The 25,406-nt window shown below is 59.3% G+C and carries 33 protein-coding genes; 23 read left to right on the plus strand and 10 right to left on the minus strand.

Annotated elements, in window-relative coordinates; all coding sequences use genetic code 11:
* Nucleotides 1-8 precede the first annotated feature (8 nt).
* Both AC3CB8_RS16595 and AC3CB8_RS16600 read left to right on the plus strand, forming a co-directional pair.
* Nucleotides 9-293 (plus strand): hypothetical protein, encoded by a 285-nt coding sequence (locus tag AC3CB8_RS16595; RefSeq protein ID WP_352679028.1) that lies wholly within the window; start codon nt 9-11, stop codon nt 291-293.
* Nucleotides 294-299: 6 nt separating this feature from the next.
* Nucleotides 300-785 carry a DnaT-like ssDNA-binding protein gene (locus tag AC3CB8_RS16600; RefSeq protein ID WP_352679025.1) on the plus strand — a complete coding sequence of 162 codons (486 nt, stop codon included), beginning with the start codon at nt 300-302 and terminating at the stop codon, nt 783-785.
* Between the two features lie 12 nt (nt 786-797).
* Here the strand turns inward: AC3CB8_RS16600 and AC3CB8_RS16605 are convergent, their stop codons facing one another.
* Entirely contained in the window at nt 798-1,163 is a 366-nt protein-coding gene (locus AC3CB8_RS16605) for a VanZ family protein (RefSeq protein WP_352679022.1), read from the minus strand.
* Nucleotides 1,164-1,212: 49 nt separating this feature from the next.
* On the opposite strand from AC3CB8_RS16605, the gene AC3CB8_RS16610 reads away from it, so the two are divergent.
* On the plus strand, nt 1,213-1,578 hold the full coding sequence (locus tag AC3CB8_RS16610; RefSeq protein ID WP_352679019.1) for a hypothetical protein: 366 nt from the start codon (nt 1,213-1,215) through the stop codon (nt 1,576-1,578).
* Here AC3CB8_RS16610 and AC3CB8_RS16615 read toward each other — a convergent pair.
* Together AC3CB8_RS16615 and AC3CB8_RS16620 are read right to left on the minus strand one after the other, a co-directional pair.
* Nucleotides 1,575-1,829, minus strand: a complete 255-nt coding sequence (locus AC3CB8_RS16615) for a hypothetical protein (protein ID WP_352679015.1) — start codon at nt 1,827-1,829, stop codon at nt 1,575-1,577. The genes AC3CB8_RS16610 and AC3CB8_RS16615 overlap by 4 nt on opposite strands.
* Before the next feature lie 40 nt (nt 1,830-1,869).
* Complete coding sequence (locus tag AC3CB8_RS16620) at nt 1,870-2,472, minus strand: hypothetical protein (RefSeq protein WP_352679006.1); 603 nt, start codon at nt 2,470-2,472, stop codon at nt 1,870-1,872.
* A 54-nt stretch (nt 2,473-2,526) separates the two neighbouring features.
* Between AC3CB8_RS16620 and AC3CB8_RS16625 the strand changes: the two genes are divergently transcribed.
* Genes AC3CB8_RS16625 through AC3CB8_RS16695 form a run of 15 tightly spaced genes read left to right on the plus strand, consistent with a single transcriptional unit; the run spans nt 2,527 to nt 15,097 of the window.
* Nucleotides 2,527-2,934, plus strand: coding sequence for a hypothetical protein (locus AC3CB8_RS16625; protein ID WP_352679003.1), 408 nt, complete (start codon nt 2,527-2,529; stop codon nt 2,932-2,934).
* On the plus strand, nt 2,934-3,245 hold the full coding sequence (locus AC3CB8_RS16630; protein WP_352679000.1) for a hypothetical protein: 312 nt from the start codon (nt 2,934-2,936) through the stop codon (nt 3,243-3,245). The genes AC3CB8_RS16625 and AC3CB8_RS16630 overlap by 1 nt, the downstream gene beginning before the upstream one ends.
* A gap of 44 nt (nt 3,246-3,289) precedes the next feature.
* Nucleotides 3,290-3,697 (plus strand): HK97 gp10 family phage protein, encoded by a 408-nt coding sequence (locus tag AC3CB8_RS16635; protein WP_352678997.1) that lies wholly within the window; start codon nt 3,290-3,292, stop codon nt 3,695-3,697.
* Nucleotides 3,698-3,699: 2 nt separating this feature from the next.
* Nucleotides 3,700-4,113, plus strand: a complete 414-nt coding sequence (locus AC3CB8_RS16640) for a DUF4128 domain-containing protein (RefSeq protein WP_352678994.1) — start codon at nt 3,700-3,702, stop codon at nt 4,111-4,113.
* Between the two features lie 60 nt (nt 4,114-4,173).
* Nucleotides 4,174-4,908, plus strand: coding sequence for a hypothetical protein (locus tag AC3CB8_RS16645; RefSeq protein WP_352678993.1), 735 nt, complete (start codon nt 4,174-4,176; stop codon nt 4,906-4,908).
* Between the two features lie 12 nt (nt 4,909-4,920).
* The gene (locus AC3CB8_RS16650; RefSeq protein ID WP_352678990.1) at nt 4,921-5,109 is read left to right on the plus strand and encodes a hypothetical protein; all 189 of its coding nucleotides are present in this window, start codon (nt 4,921-4,923) and stop codon (nt 5,107-5,109) included.
* Nucleotides 5,106-5,453 carry a hypothetical protein gene (locus tag AC3CB8_RS16655; protein WP_352678987.1) on the plus strand — a complete coding sequence of 116 codons (348 nt, stop codon included), beginning with the start codon at nt 5,106-5,108 and terminating at the stop codon, nt 5,451-5,453. Before AC3CB8_RS16650 ends, AC3CB8_RS16655 begins: the two co-directional genes overlap by 4 nt.
* A 38-nt stretch (nt 5,454-5,491) precedes the next feature.
* On the plus strand, nt 5,492-5,689 hold the full coding sequence (locus tag AC3CB8_RS16660) for a hypothetical protein (protein ID WP_352678984.1): 198 nt from the start codon (nt 5,492-5,494) through the stop codon (nt 5,687-5,689).
* 9 nt (nt 5,690-5,698) lie between these two features.
* Nucleotides 5,699-8,785 carry a phage tail length tape measure family protein gene (locus tag AC3CB8_RS16665; RefSeq protein WP_352678982.1) on the plus strand — a complete coding sequence of 1,029 codons (3,087 nt, stop codon included), beginning with the start codon at nt 5,699-5,701 and terminating at the stop codon, nt 8,783-8,785.
* Between the two features lie 3 nt (nt 8,786-8,788).
* A complete protein-coding gene (locus AC3CB8_RS16670) occupies nt 8,789-9,547 on the plus strand; it encodes a hypothetical protein (protein ID WP_352678979.1) in 759 nt (252 codons plus the stop codon).
* Between the two features lie 3 nt (nt 9,548-9,550).
* Nucleotides 9,551-10,183: a hypothetical protein gene (locus AC3CB8_RS16675; RefSeq protein ID WP_352678976.1), complete on the plus strand. Its 633-nt coding sequence runs from the start codon at nt 9,551-9,553 to the stop codon at nt 10,181-10,183.
* A gap of 8 nt (nt 10,184-10,191) precedes the next feature.
* The gene (locus tag AC3CB8_RS16680) at nt 10,192-10,599 is read left to right on the plus strand and encodes a DUF6950 family protein (protein ID WP_352678973.1); all 408 of its coding nucleotides are present in this window, start codon (nt 10,192-10,194) and stop codon (nt 10,597-10,599) included.
* Entirely contained in the window at nt 10,584-12,875 is a 2,292-nt protein-coding gene (locus tag AC3CB8_RS16685; RefSeq protein WP_352726576.1) for a phage tail protein, read from the plus strand. Before AC3CB8_RS16680 ends, AC3CB8_RS16685 begins: the two co-directional genes overlap by 16 nt.
* A 52-nt stretch (nt 12,876-12,927) precedes the next feature.
* Nucleotides 12,928-14,805 (plus strand): hypothetical protein, encoded by a 1,878-nt coding sequence (locus AC3CB8_RS16690; protein ID WP_352678967.1) that lies wholly within the window; start codon nt 12,928-12,930, stop codon nt 14,803-14,805.
* A gap of 16 nt (nt 14,806-14,821) precedes the next feature.
* On the plus strand, nt 14,822-15,097 hold the full coding sequence (locus tag AC3CB8_RS16695; RefSeq protein ID WP_352678964.1) for a hypothetical protein: 276 nt from the start codon (nt 14,822-14,824) through the stop codon (nt 15,095-15,097).
* Here AC3CB8_RS16695 and AC3CB8_RS16700 read toward each other — a convergent pair whose 3' ends face one another.
* On the minus strand, nt 15,098-16,171 hold the full coding sequence (locus tag AC3CB8_RS16700) for an acyltransferase family protein (protein WP_352678961.1): 1,074 nt from the start codon (nt 16,169-16,171) through the stop codon (nt 15,098-15,100).
* Between the two features lie 96 nt (nt 16,172-16,267).
* Between AC3CB8_RS16700 and AC3CB8_RS16705 the strand changes: the two genes are divergently transcribed.
* Nucleotides 16,268-18,148, plus strand: coding sequence for an acyltransferase family protein (locus AC3CB8_RS16705; RefSeq protein WP_352678958.1), 1,881 nt, complete (start codon nt 16,268-16,270; stop codon nt 18,146-18,148).
* A 104-nt stretch (nt 18,149-18,252) separates the two neighbouring features.
* On the opposite strand, the gene AC3CB8_RS16710 is transcribed toward AC3CB8_RS16705, so the two are convergent.
* From AC3CB8_RS16710 to AC3CB8_RS16730, 5 genes are all read right to left on the minus strand, one after another.
* Nucleotides 18,253-18,591, minus strand: coding sequence for a hypothetical protein (locus tag AC3CB8_RS16710; RefSeq protein ID WP_352678955.1), 339 nt, complete (start codon nt 18,589-18,591; stop codon nt 18,253-18,255).
* A gap of 150 nt (nt 18,592-18,741) precedes the next feature.
* On the minus strand, nt 18,742-19,770 hold the full coding sequence (locus AC3CB8_RS16715; RefSeq protein ID WP_352678952.1) for a glycosyltransferase family 2 protein: 1,029 nt from the start codon (nt 19,768-19,770) through the stop codon (nt 18,742-18,744).
* The gene (locus tag AC3CB8_RS16720) at nt 19,767-20,411 is read right to left on the minus strand and encodes a hypothetical protein (protein ID WP_352678949.1); all 645 of its coding nucleotides are present in this window, start codon (nt 20,409-20,411) and stop codon (nt 19,767-19,769) included. Before AC3CB8_RS16720 ends, AC3CB8_RS16715 begins: the two co-directional genes overlap by 4 nt.
* A gap of 17 nt (nt 20,412-20,428) precedes the next feature.
* Nucleotides 20,429-21,298: a methyltransferase domain-containing protein gene (locus tag AC3CB8_RS16725; protein WP_352726578.1), complete on the minus strand. Its 870-nt coding sequence runs from the start codon at nt 21,296-21,298 to the stop codon at nt 20,429-20,431.
* Nucleotides 21,299-21,493: 195 nt separating this feature from the next.
* The gene (locus AC3CB8_RS16730; protein WP_352679479.1) at nt 21,494-21,850 is read right to left on the minus strand and encodes a hypothetical protein; all 357 of its coding nucleotides are present in this window, start codon (nt 21,848-21,850) and stop codon (nt 21,494-21,496) included.
* A gap of 88 nt (nt 21,851-21,938) precedes the next feature.
* Here AC3CB8_RS16730 and AC3CB8_RS16735 point away from each other — a divergent pair, with 88 nt between their 5' ends.
* From AC3CB8_RS16735 to AC3CB8_RS16745, 3 genes are all read left to right on the plus strand, one after another.
* Entirely contained in the window at nt 21,939-22,754 is an 816-nt protein-coding gene (locus tag AC3CB8_RS16735; RefSeq protein ID WP_352726580.1) for a glycoside hydrolase family 108 protein, read from the plus strand.
* Nucleotides 22,751-23,044, plus strand: a complete 294-nt coding sequence (locus AC3CB8_RS16740; RefSeq protein ID WP_352679473.1) for a hypothetical protein — start codon at nt 22,751-22,753, stop codon at nt 23,042-23,044. Before AC3CB8_RS16735 ends, AC3CB8_RS16740 begins: the two co-directional genes overlap by 4 nt.
* Nucleotides 23,045-23,243: 199 nt before the next feature.
* The gene (locus tag AC3CB8_RS16745; protein ID WP_352549227.1) at nt 23,244-23,615 is read left to right on the plus strand and encodes a DUF1515 family protein; all 372 of its coding nucleotides are present in this window, start codon (nt 23,244-23,246) and stop codon (nt 23,613-23,615) included.
* 13 nt (nt 23,616-23,628) lie between these two features.
* Here the strand turns inward: AC3CB8_RS16745 and AC3CB8_RS16750 are convergent, their stop codons facing one another.
* Nucleotides 23,629-23,931 carry a hypothetical protein gene (locus AC3CB8_RS16750; RefSeq protein WP_352679471.1) on the minus strand — a complete coding sequence of 101 codons (303 nt, stop codon included), beginning with the start codon at nt 23,929-23,931 and terminating at the stop codon, nt 23,629-23,631.
* A 417-nt stretch (nt 23,932-24,348) separates the two neighbouring features.
* Between AC3CB8_RS16750 and AC3CB8_RS16755 the strand changes: the two genes are divergently transcribed.
* On the plus strand, nt 24,349-25,380 hold the full coding sequence (locus AC3CB8_RS16755) for a hypothetical protein (protein WP_352679468.1): 1,032 nt from the start codon (nt 24,349-24,351) through the stop codon (nt 25,378-25,380).
* Nucleotides 25,381-25,406: the final 26 nt, after the last annotated feature.

Below are 25,406 nucleotides of genomic sequence, written 5' to 3' on the forward strand. Positions count from 1 at the left end.
AGGCGACGATGAAAGTCACCAACAACCAAGCAGGCCCGCGCGGCCTGAACACTCTCGGCAGTGCCGTTCTGGTCGATCCGGGCCAGTCGGTCGACGTCGAAATGGCTGATGCCGAGCTGAAGGTCGCCAAAGCGACCGGATGGTTCAGCTTCGGCGCAGCCAAGGCGGCGGATGACGGCTCACTCGACCGTGAGGACCTGAAGAAGCAGGCGGATGAACTCGGCATCGAGTATGCCCGGAACATCCCGACCGACAAGCTCAAGGAGCTCGTCGACGCCAAGCTGGCGGAGTAACAGCCAATGGCCGGCTACGGATCAGATGCCGCCCTCAAGGCATATTGGGACGCGGCCGGCTACACCTATGCAGCCGATGCCCCGTTTGCCGCACTTCGGCAGCGGGGCAGCGCCTATATCGACGGGACCTATGGCTTGCGCTTCCCTGGCCAGCCGACTGGTGGGATTGCACAGGAGAGGGAATGGCCGCAGACTGGCGCCACAGCCTATGGCTCGGCGCTCGCTTCTGACCTGATTCCCACAAGGGTTGAATGGGCCAGCTATGAGGCGGCCTACATTGAGTTGAAGAAGCCTGGATCGCTGTCGATCACCTTCGATCCGGCCAAGAAGGTGAAGCGCCAGAAGGTCGAAGGGATCGAGCGCGAGTTTTTCGAACCCGGCGACAACGGCAACATTTTCGCGCCAGACGCGCCGGTCTCAACGGTGATCGAGGGGCTGCTTGCCCCGCTGATCGGTCCTGTCTTTGGCCAGCCCGCTATTATGGTGGTGTGAGCCGGCTAGACGTTATTCCGCAGGCGATGTCGTTCTACGAGGCCAGTATCGGCGGGCCAACTGCAGGCCCACTTGGACAGCAACTATTCCGCAGATCCCGGCAAGAGCTTTTAGAGAGCCGTCCGAGATGCGGGCGTGCCGTCCGGGGTCGAATGCCTGCATGAACTCCAGTGTTGCCGCCACGAACACTACCGTCGCGGTAGTTCTTGCTACCCGGTTTGGAAAGCCGAGGCCGAGCGTCAAACCGAACAGAACATAGGCGAGGGCACGTTCGAAGTTCGGATCGCCCATATGGGGACGCATTTGGATCGGCGACAGCGTCGCAAAGACGATGATTGCTAGCAAAACGAGCGCGGCAATGCGGAAAATCGAAGTCATTCCCGCTGGTAATGCGAACAAGCCGGCGAAACAATGACGGGGACGTCCTATGGTCGACTTTTATGACGACATGCAGGCAATGGCTTCGGAGATGCTCGGCGAGTTCAACCAGGGCTCGGTCCAGTTGAAGCGCGAGACGCCGGGCGTTGTCGATCCTGACCAGCCTTGGGTTCCGGTTGAGCCGACGGTGGAAACCTGGCCGCTCGATGCCGCTGTTAAGCGCGTCGACCAGCGCTACGAAAACGGCATCCTGATCGTCCAGACCGGCGACGTCGTGACGTTCGCGGTGCCGGAGGTTGTGCCGCTGCTCACCGATGCTCTGATCATCGACGGGATCGAGCGCGTTATCACCAGCCTGCTGCCAACGCCTTCGGCTGGGGCGGTGGTGGCGTGGAAGGCCTTCTGCGCAGCCTAAGCCTTGAAAGCCGTGCCTTCCTTGGCGTTCATGATGTAGCGGACCGTCCCGCTGCCGCCACGGTACTCAATGCACGTGACTTCGAACTGGCCATCCAGTTCCAAAGGCCTGATGTCGACCACGTCCGCGCACAAGAGGCCGTTCATGTTTATCATCGCCGCTGTTACTTGCTTCAGCTCGTCTGGCGTCATCGCCGATGCATTGAAAGTCGACAGCAAAAATGTTGCTGCGATTAGTACTGACTTTTTCATTTCAAATGCTCCGCGTCATCTCTACCCCGCATATCCACGTTCAGAATAAGAATGCAACCACAAAATGCTCGTCCGTCTCACGCCGCGCCAACGCTTCGAGATCCTCGTCTCTCAGTTCGAGCCGGCCATCCGCGCAGCCTTCATCGAGGCGATCGACGATATCACCAGCAACATCGTGCTGCGTCGAATCGTGGAGCGGTTGGAGCGAGGCGACGTCAACGGCGCGATCAACGCCATGAACTTGGACCCGGCCGCTTTCAGGCCGCTTGATGAGGCGATTAGGGCGGCTTTCAACGGTGGTGGGGTCGATACTGTCGAGGGCATGCCAACGCTCCGCGATCCATCCGGTCATCGCATCGTGGTCCGCTGGGATGCCCGCAATCTCGCGGCAGAGCAGTGGCTGCAGGATCATTCGGCGAAGTTGGTGACGGGGATTGTCACCGATCAGAAGACCGCGATCAGGACGGCGTTCGAGATGGGCCTTGCTCGAGGCGACAATCCGACCAAGACGGCTGTCGCTGTCGTCGGCAGGGTCAGCACAGTCACCGGCCGACGGGAAGGCGGATTGATCGGGCTCACCACAGTTCAAGGCGACTATGTTGCCCGAGCCCGCCAGGAACTGCTTTCCGGCGAGCCCGACCATCTGAGAAAATACCTCTCTCGGGGTCGTCGAGACAAGCGTTTCGATAAGACTGTGTTGGCTGCCATCGAAGCGGGAAAGCCCGTTTCGGCCGCCTTGGTCGATCGGATCACCGGCAGGTACGCGGACAGCCTGTTGAAGCTCCGCGCCGACACGATCGGCCTGCATGAAACCTTCGCGGCCTTGGGCGCATCAAAGGACATCGTCTTTCGCCAGCAGATCGAAAAGGGAAGCCTTCGGGCGGATGTGGTCACGAAGGGCTGGAAGCACACGCCGCAGAAGCACGGCCGGGAACAGCACGAGGCGATGCAGGGGCAGGTGGTGCCGTTCCATCAGCCCTTCACCGCGCCGGATGGCACCGCCATCCCATATCCGCACGCGCCCGGCGTCCCGACCAGGCACACGCTCGGGTGCAAATGCCTGGCTGAATACAAGATCGATTTCGTTGCTCAATTGGTGCGGTGATGAAGCCTGCAAACAATGCTCCCGTCTATATCGGCGCGTACAAAGAGCTGACCGAAATTGCCCGGAAGCACGGCTACGCGATGGCGGTGCACGGCTCCGTCGCTCGCGATCTAGACCTGATCTGCATTCCGTGGATTGATGATGCCGATGACCCTCAAGCGGTGGTTGATGAAATCACGAGCAGGTTTGCGATCAAGGAAACCGACAAGCCGCCGCGCGTGCGCGAGCATGGCCGGATCGTCTATACGCTGCTGGTCTCCTTCGGGGATTGTTTCATTGACCTGTCGTTCACGCCGCGCGCGGCACGCTGATGGCTCAATCCTTCGCGGCGACTGTAGGTGCATGGGCGGCCGCAGTGCCGAATGCTCTCGAAGCCGTGTTCAAGGTATCGGCGCAAGAGCTAGTCAGCCAACTCGACCAACTTCTTGCTGACGAGGTTTACGCCAAGCCGCAGCCGCCGGGCTACAAGCGAACCGGGTTCCTCCGCGCCTCGCTGGTGGCGTCGACATCGGCCATGCCGACACTGAGCAGCGAAAATCCAGGCGTCGCGGTGCCGGCTGACCTCGGCGACGTCATCCTGGTCATCAATGGCGCCGACCTCGGCGATACGATCTACCTCGGCTACACGGCAAACTATGCGGCATTCGTCCACTATGGCGCGAACGGCACGACGCCCCGGCCTTGGGTGACGCTCGTTGCGCAACGCTGGGTCATGATTGTCGAGGCCAAGGCGGCCGAAGTGAAAGCAAGGCTGGGGCTCTGATCATGCCGTCCATCGAAACCCAGATCTGGCTTGCACTGAAGGGGAGGGTGCAGGGGCTGGTCCTAACCCCGGCGTTGCCGATCGCGTGGCCGAACGAGGATTTCACCAAGCCGACGACCGGCTATCTCCGCGTCACCCATGTTCCTAACGTCAATCGGCGGCTGTTCATCGGTTCAACCGAGCCTCACCAGCGCATCGGGCTCCTGCAGGTCGACGTGTTCGCCAAGAAGAACCAGGACGCATCCGTCGCGGCCGAGATCGCAGGGCAGGTGGCTGCGTGGTTTCCGACCGATCTGCGGGCGAACTATGGCACCATGATCGTCCGCATCACCAAGGCGCCCGACGTCGCCCAAGCCATCGCCGATGACACGCATTGGCAGACGCCGGTGTCGGTCGAATACGAGACCTACGCCTGATCCTTCCCGCCGCTTCGCCCTTCGGCAAGGCAAATCCTGAAACCCTGAAAGGAGGCAGCAATGCCTATCAAAGTGTCCCCCGTGGCGGGCAGCCGCTTCTATATTGGTTCGGCTCCTGTGGAAGTTCCTGACGTCGACGTCGTCGAGGCTGATTTCGCCGCGGTGACATGGATCGAGGTCGGCCAGTACGAAACCATGGGCAATTCGGGCGACTCTGCCCAGGGCAACACGGTCAACCTGCTCAACCGCCGCCGCACCTACAATTGGAAGGGTTCGCGGCAGGCTCCGCAGCGGTCCGACAATTTCGCCCTCAACACGAACGATCCGGGCCAGCTTGCCATGATCGCGGCCGAGCAGACGGATTACAACTATCCGTTCAAGGTCGAGCTCAATGGCGCCCCGACGCCGAAGTCGGCCGCCGCCACAATCACCATCGCGTCGCCTGGCGTCGTGACGTGGACCGGCCACGGGCTGGCCGTCAACACGGCCGTCAAGTTCGCCACCACGGGTGCGCTGCCGACCGGCCTGACCGCCGGCACCACTTACTACGTGAAGACGGTCCTCGACCCCGACACCTTCACGCTGTCCGCCACGAAGGGCGGCACGGTGATTGCCACGACTGGAACACAGTCGGGCGTCCATACCGCGACGACCGTGCCCGCCGGCCCGCAGCGGCTGTTCATGGGCCAGGTCGCCGGTGCCGAGGAAGGCATGGGCGGCGCCAACAATGCGCAGATGCTGAACTGCACTGTGCTGCCCAACACCAACTACGTCCGCGTCGCGGCACTCGGCTAACAGGAGGCGAAGATGAAGATAACGAACATCGGCAAAGAGGCGCACAAGCTGTCGCACAATGGGCAGGAGTACCTTCTGGCGCCCAGCAACTTCATCGAGCTCGACCTCACTAAGGCCGAAGCGTCGGCTATCCCGGCCCCGTTCGAAGCGACCGGCACCCCGGTCAAGGCGCCCAAGGTCGAAGTGGAGAAAAAGGCATGAGCAAGCCAGCACTGGGCGCCGGCAACGTCGAGATCGAGCTCGATGGCGAGACCGTCGTGCTTCGCCCGTCCTTGATGGCCGCGCAGGCCATTTCTCGCCAGAGCGGCGGCATTTCCAGTGCCGTCCGTTCCGTCGGCAATTACGACTTCGACGTGATCGTGTCCGTCGTGGCGCTCGGCCTCGGCGCCACAGGCCAGGATGCGAAGTCCATTCCCGATAAGGTGTGGCGGACGGGCCTGACCGATCTGGTCGGTCCTGTCTCAACCTACCTGACCATCATCGCCAATGGCGGGCGCCCGATGTCCGGAGGAGAGGGAGAAGGCGACCCTCCGAAGTCCGCATAAGCCTGGCTGAATATTACGAAGATCTGGCCGAGAAAGCCTTGGGCTGGCTCGGCTGGACTGAAGAGCAGACGTTGCGAGCCGACGTCAATGCCATCCTCGTTGGTCTCGATGGGCGTGGCGACATGATCAGTTCCGTCCTTCGAGCTGTGTTCGGCGAAGATCCAAAGCTTGCAATCGAGATCACCGCTCAACCGATAACCGAGGACTATTTCGATGCAATGTTCGCGGTGGAATGAGGTGGCGCAGTGACCGTTGCCAATCTCGGCCTTGCTGTCGATTCGTCTCAGACCGTCACGGCGAAGACGAACCTGGACAATATGTCGGCCGCTTCCGCTAAGGCTGAAGCGGCCCAGAAGCGGCTACAATCCGCCTCGGCTGGCTCAAATGCTGCGCTTGGCAAGATCGCGGCTGGCGTCGACCAGGCCAATGCCACGCTCCTCAAACTGGCCAGCATTGCGGAGGGAAGCAATGCGTCCCTGATCAAGCTCGTAGCCACTGCGGAGAAGACCCAAACGACGCTGGCCGGAATGGGTTCCGGCTCGGCCCAAGTGGTGTCGAACATTGGTCGTGTTGCGCCGGCGGCAGACAAGTCGACCAGGGCGCTCAACGACAACGCAAACGCGGCGCGGTTGACGTCGAACCAGATGCTCAACCTTTCAAGGCAGGGCAACGACGTCATTACCATGTTCGCCTTGGGCGCGTCCCCGGTGCAGATCTTCGCCTCGCAGATCGGCCAGGTCTATGACGCACTGGAAAGCGGACCGACAGGCTTGCGCGGCTCACTGTCAGCCATCGGCACGGCGGCCAAGTCAGCAGGGCAGGCGCTTCTCGCGTTCATGGTCACGCCTGCCGGTCTCGCGGCGGGCGCCGGGGTTGCCGCTGTCGCTGGGCTCGCCACGTACATCATATCGACGCGTAAGGAGGTGAAAGGGCTCGATGAGCTCCTGAAGGACCACGCCTCCGTTCTGCGCGGCATTGGCGATATCTACGGATTTATCGCGGGAAAGGCCAAGGACGCGTTTTCAGTTTCCAACCTGAACGGTCTCCAGCTGCTGTCTTCATCGACACAGGCCGGGTTGAAAATCCAGATCGCGAACCAGGCGAGAGGGTCGCTTGGTGACATCCTAATCGACCGAGGCGGTGGCGGCTCGGGCAACCAGTTCGGCCCGCAGAACATCGTTTCTTCGGAATTCAAACCGTTTACCGATGCCATCGACTATCTTCGCAAAACCGCGCGCGACGGAACGCCCGACATCATCGGATTCCGCAAGATGGTCGAGGACAAGTGGGCGCTTGACCCGAACAACGCCGCGCTGACTGCTTCGGCTGGGAAGCTCATGGATCTGACGCGGGACGCGGATGCTGCGGCGCGCGCGCTGAAGCAGTTGCAGCTCGCGCAAGATGCACTGGCGAAGAGTGTCGGGCCGGGCGGACTGCCGCTTCGTCGCGGCTCTCTCAGCACCGAAGATATGAGCTCGCTCGACCGGTACAACGCCGCCGGGGCCGTTTCCGCATCTCGAGCTCAACAGTCCTTCGACGCGCAGCGGCAGGATCTATACGCCCGCTCGCCGGCCGAGCTCGCCGCAGCGGCGCGTGCCCAGGCTGGCGCTCAGTACAATGACAATGAGAACCCGGCTGAGCGAGCCCGCCGCATCGACATGGCCGGCCAGCAAGCTTCCTTGGCGGCCCAGCATGCCTTAGATGAGGCACAGAACGAGCGCAAGCGCTCCCTCGACGCGACGCTCGCCTCGCAGCAATTCGACCTTGACCTTATCGGCAAGACGGCCGGCGCGGCCGAAGCCATGCGCATGCAGTTCCAGTTGACGCAGCAGCTTCGCGAGGAAGCGGCACGAAACAATATCCCGGTCGATCAACAGGAACTGGACCTGATCAAGCAGAAGGCGGAGGCCTACGGGAAGGTGGCGGATCAGATCGCGCGTGCCCAGTTGGGTAATGACCTGGCGTTCGAGCGCTCGCAGCAATTTCTGTCGGCAGGCGACCAGCAGATCGCGTCCCGCCTCCGCAATAGCGGCATCGGCATGGATTCGCATGAAGCCCAGCAGATGCGCGACGCAACCAAGTTCGCGGATGCGAAAGGGCTGGCGGTAGGGTTCCTATCCGGCTTCAAATCGGAACTGCTGAACAGCGGCGGGAATATCGGCAAGGCGCTGGGCACCTCGATCCTGAATGCTCTGACTAACTTCATGGATAAGGCCTGGAGCAACATTTTCGACCGTTTGGCGACCGCGTTCGCTTCTGCGCTGACGGGCCAAATGCCCGGCGGCGGTGGTGTTGCATCGGCGGGGGCTAGCGTGGTCGGCTCCCTGCTTGGTGGGGCGAACGACAACTATGCACCAGGTGCTGTCACGCGTGCCCCGCTGGCGGCGCTCGGCGGCAACATGTCGGCGTATGCGGCCGCAATCCGTTCGATCGAAAGCGCTGGCAGTGGCGGCTATTCGGCGCTCGGCCCAATGCTGAAGAACGGCAACCAAGCGCTCGGCGCCTACCAGGTGATGAAGAGCAACTTGCCTTCGTGGTCTCAAGATGCCCTCGGCAAGACGCTCTCACCGAGCCAGTTCCTGGCCGATCCCGGCGCCCAGGATGCCATTTTCGAGAAGCAGTTCGGCAAATACATTTCGAAGTACGGCAATCCGCAGGATGCCGCCTCCGCATGGTTCACGGGTGGTCCGCTCTCGACCGGGGCCGGCGCCAAGGATGTGCTGGGCACCACCGGCTCCGTTTACGTCGACAAGTTCAACGCTGCTGTAGCGAAGGCGTCTGACAGCCTTGGCGGCCTCGACAGCACCGTAACCAACACCGTCCAGAGCCTGGCCGGCGGCTTGGGCGGGAAGGGCGGCCTGGCTTCGATCCTCGACGGTCTCAAGCCCGAGAATTTCCAGGCGAACACTACCCTGTCGGACATCCTCGGATATTCCGGCGGGGGCGCCCCGTCGGGCTCTTCTGGTGGTGGTTTCCTCGGCACGCTGCTCGGCTTCCTTCCGAAGCTGTTCGGCTTCGCGGACGGGACCGAAAGTGCTCCGGCTGGATGGGCATGGGTCGGCGAACGCGGTCCCGAACTGCGCAAGTTGCGCGCCGGCGACGTCATCCGGAGCAACCCGCGCTCGATGCAGATGGCGGCCAACGGAAATGGCCAGTCGTCCGCACCGCCGAAGGTTGACCTGCATGTCCACGTCACGGGAGCCAGCGGCGATGAGCACGTTCGCATGCTGGCAAAGCAGGGCGCCCAGGAAGCAATCGGCGAGTATCACCAAGGGCAGATCAACGGCGGCTTTGGTGAGACCCAGCGGCGCTATACGTCACAGAAGGGATAAGCGATGGGGCGGTACACCAATCTCCCCACGCTGGACATTGACTTCCTGAAGCCCACGAAACTGTCATTCGACACCAAGGGCGGCGGGCTGGAGGGCGGCCGCAACGGTCTCGGTGAATCGGTGACGATCGAAACCAGCGGCGGCGGCGTCCTCGTCGGCTCTTATGAGGGCTGCGTGATCCAAGCGAGGGAAGAGCACGAATACATCAACTGGGTCGCGGCACGCATGAACAGCTCCATCCGGTTCATGAACGTGCCGATCCTGTCCGACTGGATGGGGCCGTTTGCTGTCGGGGGAGGGAACGTTCCGAGGCCCATCATCAAGGGCATTCCGCATTCAGACACGTCCCTTTTCTCCGATGGCGCCGGCTACAGCCAGGCGACGGTGTTCGGCACAATGGGTGCGGCGGCCGCGCTCAATGCCGGACAGATCACGCTCAACATGTATGGCGCGGATCGTAACCTACGCTGGTCCGACTGGTTTTCGATCTACCATCCAACCAAGGGCTGGCGGGCCTATCGTTACTGGGAAAGTTCTGACCCGGTTCCCGTCACCGAAATCGTGGAAGGGGTTGCAGTCACCGGATCGCAATTTGTGCTCTCGCTCGACAAGCCGTTGCGCGAGGCCGTCCCGGCCGGCACCCGGATCGAGTTCGCACGGCCGCGCTGCGTCATGAAATTTCCCTCAACCTTCACCTTGGCGTGGGAAGCGGAGGGCTGGTGGCAGTCGTCTCCGACGCTGCAATTCGTGGAGGGTTTCTAATCTATGGCTTGGCAGGATCTGATCGGCTCCTACAGCCTCGACTACGTGCTGCAGGATGTTCTCGACCGCATGGCATCGAGCCACATGCTCGGCATCTTCTTCCGGCTCGACACCGATCCCGGATTGCACATCTGGGCCGGCGTCAATGACATCCCGGCGGGCTTCGACAGCCTCGACGAGGATGGAACCGTGTATCTCGGCGGCGGCCGGCTGCTCAACATCCCGACGCTTGAGGTGCTGGTCAATGGGCAGAGCTCCAGCGTCGAGTTCGGGATTTCCGGCATCGACCCGGACACGGCCGCCAATGTGCTCGAGACCATGCCCGATGTGCGAGGCAAGGACCTGAAGATCGGCTTCGCCACACTGGACGACTATTACCAGCCGACCGGTCCGATCATAGCGCTCTGGACCGGAACTGCGTCGCACCCGACAGAATCGAGCCCGGCGGTCTCGGGTACCGAAAATCCGACGACGACAATCACGCTGGCGACGGTCTCCGGCACCAATACCAGGTCGCGCGCCTCCCTCGTCCTTTGGTCAGGGCCACACCAGAAAGCGATGTATCCGACCGACAAATTCTGCGACGGCACGGCGCGTCTGGCGCGCGGTGTTGCCCCGGCATGGCCAAATTACTGAGGCTCAGAATGACGCTGGAAGAGTACATCCGGCTGCCTCATCGCTGGCAGTGGGGGTTCAGCGACTGCACCCTCTTCACAGCAAACTGGGTTGTGGCGGCGACAGGCAAGGATCCGGGAGCTGAACTGCGCAGCACGTATTTGGATGCCGAGGGCGCGGCGGCCATCCTACGGGCATCGGGCGGAGCGGAACGCCTCGTCGGTTCAAAGCTTGGCGCCCTCGGTTTCCCAAGGACCAATGACCCCCGCGATGGCGACATCGGCATAGTCAACGCCATGAGTGGTTTCGAGGCCGCCGGCGCATCGGTCAAGGAAATTCCTGCCATCCGGTTCGGCCCGCTGTGGGCAGTGATGTCGGCGCGCGGTGCGATGGTCAAACATCTCGATTGGACCGGCTCGGCATGGCGCATAGCGTGAACCCCTTCGATGACGCCTTGCGCGAGGCGCTGAAAACGGCGTCGCTTCGGCAAACCTATAATCCAGGCATCGGCGCTTTCGAGACTGCGACGACGCAGGAGATCATGGCCGAAGGCTGGACCGGCGAATATCGCTGGCCGGTCCACAAGGATCCGATCTTCACGCCGATCTTCACCGCCATTCTCGGGACCGGCGGCTTCACCTTGTTCGGCACCACGATCTCCTATGCGGCTATCGCATCGGCAATTGCCACCACCGCTATCGTCGCCGGCGTCCAGTATCTGCTGACGCCCAAGCCGCCGAAGCCTGAGGACGGCCGCGCGCCGCTGACGCAGCCGATCCCCTATCGCTTCTGGGGCGTTGGCGAAGCTCGGCTGGCCGGCGCGATGATGCTTTGGGAAGCGGTAGACAATAAGATCTATTCGGTTCAGGCGATCGTCGCCCATCGAATCAATGCCTATACCGGCTACTACCTGAACGATGACAAGGTTCTTCTGGACGGAAACCGCGTCATGAGCCCCAGCGGCGTGCGCTATGGCAAGGGCACCTTCGAATGGGTCCTGATCTATCGTCGCCTGGGGCTGGTGCCGGAGACCCCGATTTCCGAGGTCGTTTCAGTGCTCGGATCTCAGGGGATCTGGACAAATGACCACCGGGGCGACGGACAGGCATACGCCGGCATGCGTTGCGTGGCGCCGAATGCGGAGAACTTCCAAGCCTTCTATCCCTATGGCAAGCCGGCTCTCTCCGTGGTCGCGCAGCTCGCGCTGGTTTGGGATTTCCGCGACCCCGCGCAAGATCCGGAAGACCCGTCGACGTGGAAGTTCTCGAAGAATTCGATCCTCGCACTTGCCTGGCATGAATGCTTCAATCCGTTCGGGACCAAGCGGGATTATCGCAAGGCTCTGCTTCCAGTTCTCGATATGTGGCAGGAAGAGGCTGATGTCTGCGACGAGGACGTGCCCAGGGCGACTGGCGGCACCGAAAAGCGCTACGAATGCGGCGGCTTTGACACCACCGATCACGATCCAAAGAGCGGTACCAATGCCCTTCTCGCCACATTTGACGGGTGGATGTGCGAGCGCGGCGATGGCGCCTTGCTCGTCGTCGCCGGCAAATTCCGGGAAAAGTATGTCGCCACTCTAACCGATGCCGACATCGTCGGTCACACCGTGCAGCATGACGTACTGCCGGAGGAGGAGGTCAACCAGTTCGTCCCGAAATTCACCTATCCGGCGACCGATTATACGACCACGGACACCGACTATTTCGAGGACGCTGACGCGCAGATCAAGGCCGGCCGGGTTCTGCCACAGGAAGGCAATTACATCTGGGTTCAGCAATGGCGCCAGGCCCGCAGGCTGGGGAAGCGTGAGTTCACACGAGCTCGGGCAAAGAAGCGCGGCACTCTCGATGTCCGGCTGACTGGCATCAATGCGATCTACGCCCCCTGGATCAGATTGAAGACGCCGCGCCGCTTGCCGTCCCTCAACGGAGCGGTGGTGTCAAATCGCAAGTCTGTCCTCTCGGTGCAGCGTGGCGGTTTCCAAATGACCTGGGTCAAGATGCCGGGAACTGGTCCGGAGATCGACGACTGGAACCCGGCGGACGATGAAGGTGCCGCACCACCGGTGCCGCCGAAGCCTGTTTCGGACGGCATTCCGAAGCCGATGATCGATACCGCGACGGCTGTTTCGGGCAGCGGGACGGTTTATGTCCGGGTGGTGTTAGTCGACCCGAACCGTGACGACGTGACGCCATCCATCCGCTACCGCATCACTGATGTTGGCGGCGGCACGCCCGGTGCCTGGGTCGAGCAGAAATTCCCCGATGCAACACCATCGGCGGGCTTGATCGTCGTCAACACAAACCCGGTGCCGGCCAACACCTCGATCGACATCCAGGCCGCTTATATCGGATCGAACAACTCCTACGGCGACTGGACCAGCAGCGTCACGCTGGTCTCGACGGTCGACGGCACGCCGCCTGCGGCGGTCTCAGGCATTGTCGCGACCGGCGGCGTTGGCCAGGTGGCGCTCACCTGGAACACGCCGAACTCGGCCAACTACGTCGCCACGAACGTCCGACGCAACACCGTCAACACCGAAGGCACGGCGACGGTCGTTCGCACCGAATATGGCGCGCCATCTTCGGCTGATGCTTGGACTAACACAGGCCTTGCGGCCGGGACCTACTACTACTGGCTGCGCTCGGTGAACGGCTCTGGTGTCGAGAGCACAACCGGCGTCGCCACCGGCGCCGTCCTCGTCACTTAGCCGGCGAAACCTTTGGCATCCGCCGTAACCACCATTCTGGGGAGCTTATTTTATGGTCGAGAAAGCCAATACCATTTGGGCTGACGGTCCCGGCGGGAATCCGATACACCCGCAGAAAAGCCAGATACGGGCATGGGGAACTTACCTTGAAGGCCTACGCTTCGGGTCCGCTCTTCTCTTCACGTTTGCTACGTCGACCGTTGATTCCGATCCGGGAGAGGGCGCCTTCAGGCTGGACAACGCAACCGTTTCAGGAGCAACCGCAGCTTACCTCGATAACGTCGACGCGTCAGGCGCCGATGTGCGCGGCATAATCGATTCTTGGGATGACAGCGCGAATCTGGTCCGGGGGAACCTCACCATTCGTGGCCTCGCTGCCGTTCCAGTTCTTCTTAGTTTCAATGTTACAGGAGGTGTTACGGATAGTGGAGGGTACCGCAAAATCATCATCGCCTATCTTGGCGGCTCCGGAGCGTTGGTGGCGGGCGATCAATATCTCCTGACTTTCGACCGCTCGGGCGACGCCGGCGGTATCGTACCAACGGCCGGCGTTAATGGTGATGGCGTCACTTCGAACGTGGCGGCATTTACTGCGGCTGGTGCGCTCAATAACCTGTCGTTTGTGCCGAAGCCTGCAAGCAAATACGCATTCGCGGCCCCGTTGAGCACCGCGACGGTCGGCGGCGCCTGGCTTCCAGACCCGTCCATGACGTGGGACCAGCTCACGGACGGCGGTAAGTTCAACCTGTGGAAAGGCCGGGCAACCGGCCTCTCGACGGGGGCAAACATCTGGCGGCTGTCCGACCGGGTGTTCGTCGGTGGCGCCGCGAGCAAGTTTGCCGGCAACAATCTCGGCCCTTCTGATAGCGGTACATCCTGGCTTTCCAACGCGGCCAACGCGCCAGCCTACCTCGCTCTCAATGCGGGGGTCCTGTTCACAAACGAGGGAGGATCGGCTGCGAATCTGAATTCGCCTTATGGCTTTGTATCCGGCATCAAAACCAGCAATACAAGTTCTGGAGGCATCGCGTTTGGCGCGGCTGTTGTGGCCGACCTAGCCTCTAATTCAGCTTGGGCCTTTATGGCTGAGCTCCAGCGCGAAGCCGGTGCCGGCCAAGTCTACGGCCTGGAAATCGCCGGCAAGAACAAAGGCAACAATACGACGATGACGCCAAACGCCCAAGTCGATGGGCTTTTCGGCTTCTGGGCGCAAGGCGGCGGAGACAATGCATTCGGCGGTGCGTCGGTCAATCCAAGTACGGCAGTTTTGGCGGTCGTAAAGGGGTCGAACACCTGGAACTCCGGCTTGGTGTTCATGAAGGATGCTTTGACCTCTGGCGAGGTCATGGCAATGTCCTCGGAAGGCGTTGGGGGTGCGCATGCACTCAATTGGTACAACGCTTCCGGCATGAATACCTTCAGCATCTTGGGGTCATCGAACGATTCCATCAATTGGTCTATCAACAGGTCTAACAGCGGTCTGGTTGTTTCGGCTGGCGGCCGCGTCAGTCTGGCGCTCGTTGATGCCGCGAGCGCGGTCAACTATCTTTCGGTCCAACCTCAAGCGGCCGGGACCGGCGTCCTGCTACTCGCCCAAGGGCCGGGAAACGACAGCGGTCTGCTACGCGGCAAGGGTACGGGTGGGTGGAAGCTGCAGGATGGCGCCGCCGCGACCAAGGTCGAGTTCAACACTACCGGCATCGGGTTCTTTGGCACAACGCCGGTTGCCGCAAAGACAGGGTGGGGCGTTCCTACTGGCACATTGCTCCGCACCACATTCGCTTCTTATGCCGGCCAGACGCATACCGCTTCCTATGTTCAGGCGACGGTGCAGGCGCTCGACGATGCCGTGAAGTCGGTCTCCCAGAGATTTGCCGCCTTCGTAACAGACTTCCATCAGACCGCCGGCTACGGCCTCATCAGAACCTAAACCAGGAGTAATCTCAATGAAGATCGACTTTTCCCAGCCTATCCTTGATCTGGAAAACGCCGAAACGGGCCTGACGCTGGGGACGGCTGCGATACAGGCAATGATGACGCCGACGAGGGAGGACGAAAACATGCAGGCTTCCGAGAAGCTGAGGCTCTATGAGCTGTCTCTTAAAATCAAAGCCAATGGCAACGTCGATATGGTCGTCGAGGACGTTGCGTTCATCAGGGCCAGAATTGGAAAGGTGTTTTCACCGCTAGTCGTTGGCCGCGCATTTGCGATGTTGGGCTGATCAGCTCAGCGCCGGCCTGCTTGGTACAAAAATGAGCCTCGCTAGAGTGCCCTTGGTGGCTATCGTCAAGGGCATCTCAATCCAGCGATGCACCGCTATAGCGATGATTGTCAATATGGCGACCATCGTGAAGGTCGCGACTTGCGGGCCAGATGAACGAATTAGTGGGGTGTCTAAAAATAGCGTGGCGGCCAGATTCGATCGACCGAAGATCGCGATATAGTGGATCAGATAGAGTGAATAGGACGCGTCGCCTACCGCCGTAAGAGGTCGCCAGCGCAGTAGGTTTGGTCGTCTGCTTTCCCAGCAGACGGCCCCTAGCATCGTTGCCGCAGATGGCAAGCCCCACGCAAAGAAAATTGACCAGCCGGACGCTGACCCGGGCAAGAACCAGAAGGCAGTCGAGAACAATGTGAGCAAACCCGATGCGAAAACGTAAGGTGCTACTCGCTGTAGAACCGCGCTTCTATAAACCTTGAAAATCAACATCCCAATGGCAAATTCCAGCACGATAGGTTGAGCCAGAACACCGAAAGTCCGCTCCCCGATCAGTGTATCTGCCGCTACGAAGCAGGCGAGCGCGGTTGCGGCGAATATGACCGAACGCCCGGCCAAGACCACAACCGTTCCAAATACGAGATAGAAAAACATCTCGTAGTTCAAGGTCCAGCCAACGCCGAGCACCGGTGGCGCCTCTCTTGGGATGAAAAGCAGCGATTTCACCAAGTCAGGCCAGATGGTTTCGAGACTGTATTGGCTTGCATGGTTCGGATCGAGAAACGTCCGCGCCGCGACGAAGGCAAAGGTGCATAGCCAGTACATCGGCACGATGCGAGACACCCTATTGACGCAGAATTTTAGAGCTCCGGTCACACTTTTTTCTATTCGCTGCGATGCAATCACGAACCCTGAGATTACAAAGAACAGATGGACGCCTGCAGCACCAAAAATATGCGTGTAGTACCATGGCATGAAGTCACCAGGAGGCACCCATGCCTCGTACCCATAGCCGCAGTGAACGGCCACCACCAACAGGGCCGCAAGCGCCCGCAGAGCTTGAATTGAATAGAACATTGACGGTGCTTTGGCACAGCGCCTGGTATTCCTCAACTATCGATTGCCGATTTCTTGACACATAAGATTGTGGCCTGTAGGGCAGCCTCCATAGTCATGGTGGGTAATCAGCACACGATACGGCGGGAAATTGAGGGCCTGCGCGCGGTAGCCGTGGTCGCAGTGATATTGTTCCATTTCGGGGTCTCATGGCTGCCCGGCGGATTTTTAGGGGTTGACGTATTCTTCGTCATCTCTGGCTTCCTGATCACCAGTAATGTCCTTCGGGACATGCACGGCGAACGCTTTTCATTTCGAGGATTCTACCTGCGGCGGTTTCTCCGTCTCTTCCCTGCATTGGCTACAACAGCACTCGCTACCCTCGCAGTCAGTTTCGCGCTTTTACCCCCAGACGAAGTGCTGGATCTGGCGCAGTCGGCGGTCGCCGCTATATTCGCTGTTTCCAACATCTATTTTTGGAGCAAGGTTGGATATTTCGACACAGCCGCGCATCTGAAGCCGCTACTGCATACTTGGTCACTTGGCGTCGAAGAGCAGTTCTATTTATTTTGGCCAGCGGCGTTGCTTTTCACGTTACGCTATTTCGGCGTGAAGGTTTCCGCATGGATCGTTGGCTTCGCCGGAGTTGCATCATTGGTCGCGGCGCAAACTGTGATCGGGAACAGCCCGAGCACAGTATTCTACTGGATGCCCTTTCGGATTTTCGAGTTTGCTCTGGGCATCATGATTGCAATCCCCTGGTTCAAGGTGCGATTGACAGGAGCACTCGCGAATATGGTCGGCTGGTTTGGGCTTGCCTCGATTGTGGGAGCGTTTCTATTATTGCGAGACAACGTGCCAATGCCATCAGCTTGGTCGCTCATCGCTTGCGCTGGTGCCGCGGTGGTTATCCTTGTCGGCAATGTCCCGCCGATAGCTCCGCTTCTGTCAAACGTAGCAATGACCTTCATCGGTCGGATATCTTACAGTCTTTATCTTGTCCATTGGCCGGTCGCAGTCTTCATGCCCCTCGGCACTTCGCTCGAAAAGGCATTGGCATTGGCAGTCTGCCTTGGGCTAGCGGCTCTGCAATTCTACGCCGTCGAGCATCCTCTACGTCGCGGTACAAGGTCGGTTGATCTGACGACAACTCCCAAGGCCCTAGGTGTCGCTGCATCGATCATCGGCGCTACCTTTGCCATGTCTGGTTATGCGGCCTATAGCGATGGTCTGAGGTTTCGGCTTCCTCCGGAGCTCCGCAACATCCAGTCTGCCAACACTATGTGGAACGAGCGAAACCCGACAGTTCGGGTCGGAACATGCTTCATCCTTCCCGATCAGACTTTCAAGGATTTTGACCAAGCCGAGTGCCTCGATCTGAAGCCCGGGAGAAAAAACGTTCTGCTCGTAGGGGATAGCATAGCAGCAGACATGTATTCTGTGCTGAAGCAAGCCTATCCGGACGTGAATTTCTTGGAGGCGACGTCAGGATCTTGCGTCCCATTAGCTGGGAATAAGATGGACACAAACTGTGAAGCGTTGATGCGCTTCATATTCGATGATTTTGCCGGCCGAGAAGGGCTCGATGCGGTTGTCCTTTCGGCATCGTGGCACCCAAGCGACGTCGATCCAGGCATCCGGGAATCGATCGATGCGCTCGCAGGCAAGGTTGACCGGATTGTGCTGCTGGGCCCGCCGATCAGGTTTACGGAGAACGTGCCCGATCTGATTTTCGCTTCCCGCGCGGTCACTATCGCCGCGGTTGAACAGTTCGTTTTTGCCCATCGTCACCCCGCAGACGAAATGACGAAGCCGATACTGGAGATGTACGCCAAGAGGGCAGAAACCATCAGCATCGAAGATGTAATGTGTAGGGGACGCTGCCGCTTGTTTGACGATGAGGGGAATCTCATTTTCCTGGATTTCGCGCACCTCACCAAGGCTGGCGCCACCTATTTGGCGGGGAACATGAAAGCCGCTTATCCAAACCTATTCTAACAGATAGAAGGCTGACGGCCGGTAAAGTGACGCTCTTCAGCGGCGCCTCGTTCCGCTTTGATTAACCTAGTCCCTACCGCCCCTTTGCCGAGAATTGCCCATCATCAAAGGAAGGAACTGCCGTGGACACTTCGTTCAAGGGCGCCGCCGCGCGCCTGCTCGACATCGACATTCCGCGCATCGGCGCCGAGATCAGCGTGGGCGAACTCCGTGCGAACGAACGTTCCGCTGTTGTCATAAGCGATCTGCACCGCAGCACCCTGCGAAGTGACGAACGTCTCGACCTGATCGAGCAGCCCCTCGGCAAGCAGCTGCAGTTTGAACTGGCGGGCCGACACAGACGCAGGCACGCGTACAAGCGGCCCCAGCAATCCGTAGGCCGCCAGGACGTCGGTCAATTCATCCTCGCTGGCGATGCGCGTAACTGCTTGGGTGATGGGCATCTATTCCTATCTCGATAGGAAACCCGCATGGCAAGGTCAAGACCGTCAAAACAACTATTGCAGGCTGAAGTCGAGCGCTTTTTGGTGGCGGCTACACTCCGACGCTCGCGGTGGAAAAACTCCTATTTCGAATGCCGAAACGGCAGGAACTTACATACTGACTAGACTCTTCCGCACCAGGGCGGCCAAGAACAAGGCGGCTTCATTCAAGAACCTTGACCTCGTACAGATAAGCCATGTCTGCACCGAGGTCTTCAATTTGGTTCTGCGTAGAGTAGCAGGATCGCGCAGAACCGCATCTTTGAAACCAGTGAGAATGGATATTAATTCGTCCCGGTGTGGCGCCAGGGCTTTCCCTCTGCGGGTATCGGGACGAATTGCTGCCTGGTACGCTTCCGCAATTATGATGTGCTGAAAACGAGGTACCAGACAATCGCGAAACACGAATCGCTTTCGAACAGTATCGTTAGGAAAATCTCTGTAAATCTTCTGGATAAACAGCCAGCGGCTTCTGCTCATCCGAATACCGAAGGATGTGCTTTCCTCATTAATGCACCACACCGTTACCGGCTGATCTACAAATATGTTTGAGAAGCCTGCTCGAAACATTCGCATAAAAAGATCGTCATCCTCATACCCCATGAATTGAACATCGAATCCACCAACGGCATCGAAGGCTGAGCGTTTTATTATCGAAGCAGACGGAAGGACGAACATATCTCCCGCGATCATTCGGAAGATGTCGCTCTTTGGATTGTGCGAGCAGTGGTGCTTTATCATTTCGCTCCGCACTATGTTGCCTTCACCGTCAGCCTCCATCAGGTCGGCGTACGCCCAACCGAAAAGGTCATCATCCTGAACGGCGTCGAGCAGGATTTCGATGTGCTTTGGGAGAAAATAGTCATCTTGGTCGAGCAGGCAGATGTACGGAGATACTGTTGCGGCGACACCAGCATTTCGAGCCGTCCCTTGACCGCCGTTCGTCTTATCGATAACTTTGAAATCCATTCCGTTCGCCAGGTCATGAAGAAAGGCGGCTTCTTCCTGGCTCGATCCATCGTTAACAACCACGAATTCAGCAGGCGAAACCGTTTGCTTTCGAACGCTTTCGACTGCGCGACGGATGTACTTTGAGCCATTGTAATAGGGAATGACGACGGCAACGTCGGATTTTTTCATGACGGCTTTCTCGGGAAACGAACCTGAGATTTCTCTAGGTAATCGGATGGACTTGCCTTGATGGACGCAGCCGCACTTCGAGCAACTCGCCAGCTAGGCGTTACCCCGATGTATCGCGCCAATTGCCAGATGAATGCTTGGGGATTCTGTAAGGCTTTTTCATAGGAAACCAGCATCGTAGGCACGGTCTGTTGAAGCGCAAAATCTGTCAGATTTAGCGACCATTCAGCAGCTCGACGCAACTGAATCCGAAAGTCGGAGACCATGGAAATTTCTTCCCGTTTCGCGATTGCCACTGGGTCGCGGAAGGTCAAAACCAGGCGAGGATTTCGAAATAGTCTTAGGTCAATGGTCTGATAGGCGGTCGGCCGTTTGAATCCCCACACGGAGTGAGCTCTGTTGTAGGCGGCGACGATGTCAGAAATCTCCTGGTTGTTTTGCTCTATCGCAGCCGAAAGGCGAAGGTCTTCCTGGACCGAGGCATCAATCTCATCGCCAAGAAAAACACCGAGGCTTTGCAGAGCTTTAGCCACCATGGTTGTGCCGGAGCGTGGAACGCCAGCGACGATGATTGTTAAAGTTCGCCCAATTGGTTGGTCATTAAACACTTCTATCCCACTATTATGCAATTCGTCTAACATTACAGTTTTCAACCCCCTCACAGAGTGCCATGCGAATACTTGAGATTGTGAATTTCTGCCGGATCAGCTGACCAGTCGTGTGTCGGAACACCGATCTTTCTCGCAAGACATGAACTAACCAGATAGGTTCTGTGGTCTTCGAATGTCTGCAAGGCCCCGCCACTGGCGTTGGCGGGAACGATGGATGCTTCTAATGCGTAGCCCGCGTCTATGATTTCAAACCCCGTGAACGGGCTGAAGATCGAGGACCATGCGTCTTTCGAAAAACGGAAGAAATCCCATGGCTCCTCATGTAGGGGCCACGAAGGATGTGACTGTATGAATACTAAAGCGCCGCTGTTGAGAACTCGGTTGAGTGCATGAGCCGCTACCCAAGGCATCATCAGGTGTTCGAAGACAGAGACCGAAAAGGCAAAGTCAAACTGCTTCGTAACACCTTTCATGGTGTGGGCGTCAGTCACCAGGTCAACATTCGGCCCGTCAGCCACGTCAATGCCGAAATATTCGCAATTGGGGAAAAGATGACGATAGGTACTGCCTGATCTGGCGCGCGAACCTATCTCAATGAGAGGGACACCAGATTTTCGATTTGCGGCTGTTAAGAACGCGCTCAGTACCGCAGGATGTGTGTCTGGCTGACTGGGAGAGCGGCGAAGCTCATTGCCATTGTCGAAACGGACAAAAACCTTCTCGTTGTCGATATTGCGGTTGACAAGAGGTGCGGCTATTCGAAAGCCATGCTTGTCCGCGAGAAACCGTTCTTTGCGCCCGTATCTGACGCACAATTGGTGGTCAACAGGGCTGCCATCATAGAGAATGATCGGATCGTCGCCGGTGGTCCATCCAGTGGCAATCAAAACACCGTCGAGAAAGGACAAGCGTTCCACTGCGTCTTCAGACGTGGGCCTATTCGTCCCTCTCGCGCGCTTCCTGGATAGAAACTTCACCACTCCATACCTCCGCTACAATCGGAGGAGCGTAGACGAGTTCAGGGATGCGTACAAATAAGAGTGGTCTAAACCAACAGTGGCGCTAAGCATCATCCCGTCGAAACCATTTCGTCCTACCGCTGCCAACCTGCGTCACCCTGATCCACTCTCCTGACGCCGGTTCCCGGCCCAGCCCGGTGTTGATTGGCCCGAGCGTTGCCGCCGCCTCATCATGGCTTCGGCCTGAACCTCGCGGCGCGTCACGGCCACGCCGTCGCGCATCAACTCGACTGTGAAAATCATTCCATCCCGCTTCTCCGTCTCAAACCAAGTGGTGGTGCAGCCGTCCGGATGCGTTACCCTGATCCACTCGCCGAATTGGGGCTCTTCGGCAAACGGGATCGTTACCGCACCCCACGTCTTCGCGGCCTCGACAGCGTTGTCAGCCTGGACCTCGGCACGCTGCACGGCCGTACCATCGCGTATCCACTCGACCTTGTAGACCTCCATCGGCTCGCTCCCGGCGCCGACCATAGCCAATCATCACCCGAAAGGAAGACCCATGGCTGTTTCCCGTGAGAAGGAATCGCTTGCCCGCGTGCTCTCGCATGAGGGCGGCTATTCGAACAACCCGAAAGACCCGGGTGGCGCCACGATGAAGGGCGTCACCCAGCGGGTCTATGACGCGTACCGGAAGAGCAAGGGCCTATCCACGCGCTCCGTAAAGGGCATTCAGACCGCTGAGTTGAACGAGATCTATGACCGGCAATACTGGGATGCGGTAATGGGCGACCAGCTACCGGCCGGCGTCGATTATGTAGTGTTTGACGGCGGCGTGAATTCCGGCCCCGGTCGGTCGATCATGTGGCTGCAACAGGCGCTGCGTCCCTCCTACAAGGGGCCGATCGACGGCGTGATGGGCGTGGGCACGCTTGCCGCGCTCCAAGCAAACACAAACAACGATGCGCTGATTGATCGGATCTGCGACACGCGCATGAATTTCCTGCGCCACCTCGGGACCTTCCCGACCTTCGGCAAGGGCTGGACGGCGCGCGTTTCCGAAGTCCGCGCGATCGGCAAGGCATGGGCGAGCGGCGAAAACCCGATGGCGGCAAACTTCGTCGATGGCGGCCACGCCAAGGCAATGGTTGAGGACGCAGCGGCCGCGCCGTCGACTGCGCCGGCGGACGCCGCGATCGGTGCGGGCGGTGGCGGTCTCGGCGTGTCTGGCACATTGCAGGGCCTTCAGGAGCAACTGTCGCCCCTGTCCTATGCCAGCGAGTGGATCACGAAGATTATCGTCATCCTTGCCCTAGTGAGCGCGCTGCTGCTCTGCGGGGGCGCTGCCTATCGCTGGTATGCCAATCGGAAGGCCCAGCGCCTCGCCGCGGCGCTGGGAGCGGTGCCGGCATGACTTGGCTGATCACATTGGTTGCCGGCGCTGTCGGCCTCCCTCGGCCCGCTGCTGGCATCCTGGCATGGGCGGCCATCGCCCTGGCCGTCTCGGGCGCCGCGCTCGGCGGCTACGAACTCATCAAACATTGGGGCGCCGACGAGGTCCGCGCCAAGATCGAAAAGGAGAATACCGATGCGATCAAAAAAGGCACCGACGCTCGCATGTCTCTTGACCAGTGCATTGACGCTGGCGGCGTGTACGACTTCGGGCGTCAGCGGTGTACCGCCGCTACGCTCGGCCATCGGTAGCAGCCTTCCTGGCGCTCAGGGCAAGACGGTTGCCGATCAGAACAAGATCGACAGGACGGTGGCGCCTGGCTGCGCGGTGAAGCTCTACACCCGCGCCGAATGCGATTTGCACACCAAGGCCAGCGCCGCGCGCCGGGCCGAACTGAAATCATAGCAGCAGGGCAGGGGCATGCCGACATCCGGAACGAAAAGCTTGGAAATGATGATCGGCGGCCTGCTTCAGGCCACGCAGGACATGCAGCGGGACATCACTGAGATCCGTCGCGACATCAAGGACAGCGATGCGCGCGCCGCACTCAGCTATGAGCAGTCCGAACAACGGGCCGCCTCGAGCCGCGCGAAAATGTATCAAAAAACCGACGAGCTGGTCGAGCGTGTGGGAGCTACCGAAACGGCCGTAACCAAGCTCAATGCTGATATGGCCAGCGTTAAGGAAGTCACGGCCGAGGTGACGCGCTGGAAGCTGATGGGGCTTGGCGCCCTTGGTGTGACGGGAATGGCAGCGGCCGCATTGGCTTCGCTGATCACTGCCTATTGGTCCGATATCTGGCGCGTTCTGCGAGGTGGCTAGTGACGCCCCGGCGCTAGGTGATCTCGTAATAGAAATCGCAGATCAAATCGGCGACTTTTACAGCTTCGAAATCGGTCATGTGCGCCGCATTCTTAACAGCCACCGTTTCCAAATCATCCTGATCGATCGCCAGGAGGTCCAGCAATTTTGCAAACTTGATTTTGAGTTCGCGGTCACCGTTGAATTCGTCGATCGTAACATTCACGATGTTTACGTTCGCTTCGATCAACCTCGCCTGAATGCTATCCGCAGAGGCTGAAAGCGCCCGGATCGCAGCGAAGAAGTGTTCACGGGCATTGGTATATTTGTCGTCCACTTTTTGGCACCTCTACCGGGAAAAGCGCGCCCTGGACGCGGGGTGCGAACCGCGACCTACGCCCTTCATGGAGCCGGAGTCAACGTCTTCGCGTCAACGGCACGCGCGACGTGATCCAGGACATGAAGGGGGAGATTGACGAGTTGCGGACAAGTAGGACGAAACCGACCCCACCGCCACCCGTTGTCCCATGCTGGTTGATCCCAGCACTTCCTGTGATTGCCCGCTGCCGAAAGGTGGCGGGCTTTTGTGTGCTGCGGAACATACTTCAGCGGCCAGGGTTCGGGAGCTGGCCGCACCGCTTCCGCGCGGTCTTCCCTGAGAGAGGATATCTCTGGCAACCAAAAAACTGCGGCTGTTGCCAACTGTCGCTAATCAAGTCATAAACGAATTGGGCACTCGCATATTGGGGGCAACATGCGTATCAAACCATCCATTCTAGTCACGGCTATTATTGGCTCATTCACGATTTCGTCCGCATTTGCTGCGGATCCACAGGTGGCGACTGTCGCAACGGGCGACGGAGTTTTCAATATCCGTTTGGGTGCTGCTTACGTGAACATGGACGTAGCCAATGGCTTTGGCACGGTTGTTGATGAATCGGATTTCACCTTTATTACGCAGCCGGACAACGGCGCGGGTATCTCTGCCGTCGGCGGCGAGCTTAGCGGAGACTATTGGGGTCCAGGCCTTGGTCTTGGCGGCATATATCTCGGCGCGAGTATCCTTAAGGTTTCCGACGATAATAACTCTGTTCTAGCGCTCCCCACCACAGGGCCCTTTCCGTTCCTTGACACACTACCGATCGACGGCAGCCCTTCACACGGAGCAATTACCGCCGGTCCCGGTGCGCAGGCGAATGTGTCCGTGGATGCCGACTTCCATCGCCTGGCGGCTTCTGCCGGCTACGCCCTTCCGACCCAGACGGCGGGAACAAATGTCGCTCTTGGCCTGTATGGCGCATACAGCCAATTGAACTTTGATGCGGCAACCAAGCCAGTTGGGGGCGGCGGCTTCGCCAATCTTTCGGAAGATGTGAACGTTGCTTCGGTTGGTCCGATGGTCGCCTTCCAGAAAACTGTCCCCTTGACCGAAACGGTTGAAGGTTTCATTGAAGGCCAAGTGGCATTGCTTTATGCGCGTGGCAACTTTGATGCCACTCAGTCCGCATCGAACATTTCCGGCATCTCTCTTAGCTCCCATGAAGGCGACATTGCGGGAATGGCCGAAGGGCGCGCGGGTGTCTCGGTACTGGCTTTCGGCGGCGGCAAGCTGAGCCTGTTCGGTGGCCTTGGGGTTCGCAACGACGTTTACAAAATCGTCAACCCACGTTCGGAGCCCGGTCTGGTTGCCAGCAATGCTGCGTCCTACCATCCAGGACCAGCCACCATTCAGCAGACGATCCAGTATTCCGTATCGGTCGGTGCGAAGTTCGCCATCCAGTTTTGAGGAGCGCCTACAGCCGCGTGTAGTGT

It is taken from the genome of Mesorhizobium sp. P160927 (genome assembly GCF_057766385.1).

What these genes read in the sequence shown, in the direction of transcription:
- AC3CB8_RS16595 (WP_352679028.1), top strand. Translation starts at nt 9, where the DNA reads ATGAAAGTCACCAACAACCAAGCAGGCCCGCGCGGCCTGAACACTCTC.
- AC3CB8_RS16600 (WP_352679025.1), top strand. Translation starts at nt 300, where the DNA reads ATGGCCGGCTACGGATCAGATGCCGCCCTCAAGGCATATTGGGACGCG.
- AC3CB8_RS16605 (WP_352679022.1), bottom strand. Translation starts at nt 1,163, where the DNA reads ATGACTTCGATTTTCCGCATTGCCGCGCTCGTTTTGCTAGCAATCATC.
- AC3CB8_RS16610 (WP_352679019.1), top strand. Translation starts at nt 1,213, where the DNA reads ATGGTCGACTTTTATGACGACATGCAGGCAATGGCTTCGGAGATGCTC.
- AC3CB8_RS16615 (WP_352679015.1), bottom strand. Translation starts at nt 1,829, where the DNA reads ATGAAAAAGTCAGTACTAATCGCAGCAACATTTTTGCTGTCGACTTTC.
- AC3CB8_RS16620 (WP_352679006.1), bottom strand. Translation starts at nt 2,472, where the DNA reads ATGGTCGGGCTCGCCGGAAAGCAGTTCCTGGCGGGCTCGGGCAACATA.
- AC3CB8_RS16630 (WP_352679000.1), top strand. Translation starts at nt 2,934, where the DNA reads ATGAAGCCTGCAAACAATGCTCCCGTCTATATCGGCGCGTACAAAGAG.
- AC3CB8_RS16640 (WP_352678994.1), top strand. Translation starts at nt 3,700, where the DNA reads ATGCCGTCCATCGAAACCCAGATCTGGCTTGCACTGAAGGGGAGGGTG.
- AC3CB8_RS16645 (WP_352678993.1), top strand. Translation starts at nt 4,174, where the DNA reads ATGCCTATCAAAGTGTCCCCCGTGGCGGGCAGCCGCTTCTATATTGGT.
- AC3CB8_RS16650 (WP_352678990.1), top strand. Translation starts at nt 4,921, where the DNA reads ATGAAGATAACGAACATCGGCAAAGAGGCGCACAAGCTGTCGCACAAT.
- AC3CB8_RS16655 (WP_352678987.1), top strand. Translation starts at nt 5,106, where the DNA reads ATGAGCAAGCCAGCACTGGGCGCCGGCAACGTCGAGATCGAGCTCGAT.
- AC3CB8_RS16670 (WP_352678979.1), top strand. Translation starts at nt 8,789, where the DNA reads ATGGGGCGGTACACCAATCTCCCCACGCTGGACATTGACTTCCTGAAG.
- AC3CB8_RS16675 (WP_352678976.1), top strand. Translation starts at nt 9,551, where the DNA reads ATGGCTTGGCAGGATCTGATCGGCTCCTACAGCCTCGACTACGTGCTG.
- AC3CB8_RS16680 (WP_352678973.1), top strand. Translation starts at nt 10,192, where the DNA reads ATGACGCTGGAAGAGTACATCCGGCTGCCTCATCGCTGGCAGTGGGGG.
- AC3CB8_RS16685 (WP_352726576.1), top strand. Translation starts at nt 10,584, where the DNA reads ATGGCGCATAGCGTGAACCCCTTCGATGACGCCTTGCGCGAGGCGCTG.
- AC3CB8_RS16690 (WP_352678967.1), top strand. Translation starts at nt 12,928, where the DNA reads ATGGTCGAGAAAGCCAATACCATTTGGGCTGACGGTCCCGGCGGGAAT.
- AC3CB8_RS16695 (WP_352678964.1), top strand. Translation starts at nt 14,822, where the DNA reads ATGAAGATCGACTTTTCCCAGCCTATCCTTGATCTGGAAAACGCCGAA.
- AC3CB8_RS16700 (WP_352678961.1), bottom strand. Translation starts at nt 16,171, where the DNA reads ATGTTCTATTCAATTCAAGCTCTGCGGGCGCTTGCGGCCCTGTTGGTG.
- AC3CB8_RS16705 (WP_352678958.1), top strand. Translation starts at nt 16,268, where the DNA reads ATGGTGGGTAATCAGCACACGATACGGCGGGAAATTGAGGGCCTGCGC.
- AC3CB8_RS16710 (WP_352678955.1), bottom strand. Translation starts at nt 18,591, where the DNA reads ATGCCCATCACCCAAGCAGTTACGCGCATCGCCAGCGAGGATGAATTG.
- AC3CB8_RS16715 (WP_352678952.1), bottom strand. Translation starts at nt 19,770, where the DNA reads ATGAAAAAATCCGACGTTGCCGTCGTCATTCCCTATTACAATGGCTCA.
- AC3CB8_RS16720 (WP_352678949.1), bottom strand. Translation starts at nt 20,411, where the DNA reads ATGTTAGACGAATTGCATAATAGTGGGATAGAAGTGTTTAATGACCAA.
- AC3CB8_RS16730 (WP_352679479.1), bottom strand. Translation starts at nt 21,850, where the DNA reads ATGGAGGTCTACAAGGTCGAGTGGATACGCGATGGTACGGCCGTGCAG.
- AC3CB8_RS16740 (WP_352679473.1), top strand. Translation starts at nt 22,751, where the DNA reads ATGACTTGGCTGATCACATTGGTTGCCGGCGCTGTCGGCCTCCCTCGG.
- AC3CB8_RS16745 (WP_352549227.1), top strand. Translation starts at nt 23,244, where the DNA reads ATGATGATCGGCGGCCTGCTTCAGGCCACGCAGGACATGCAGCGGGAC.
- AC3CB8_RS16755 (WP_352679468.1), top strand. Translation starts at nt 24,349, where the DNA reads ATGCGTATCAAACCATCCATTCTAGTCACGGCTATTATTGGCTCATTC.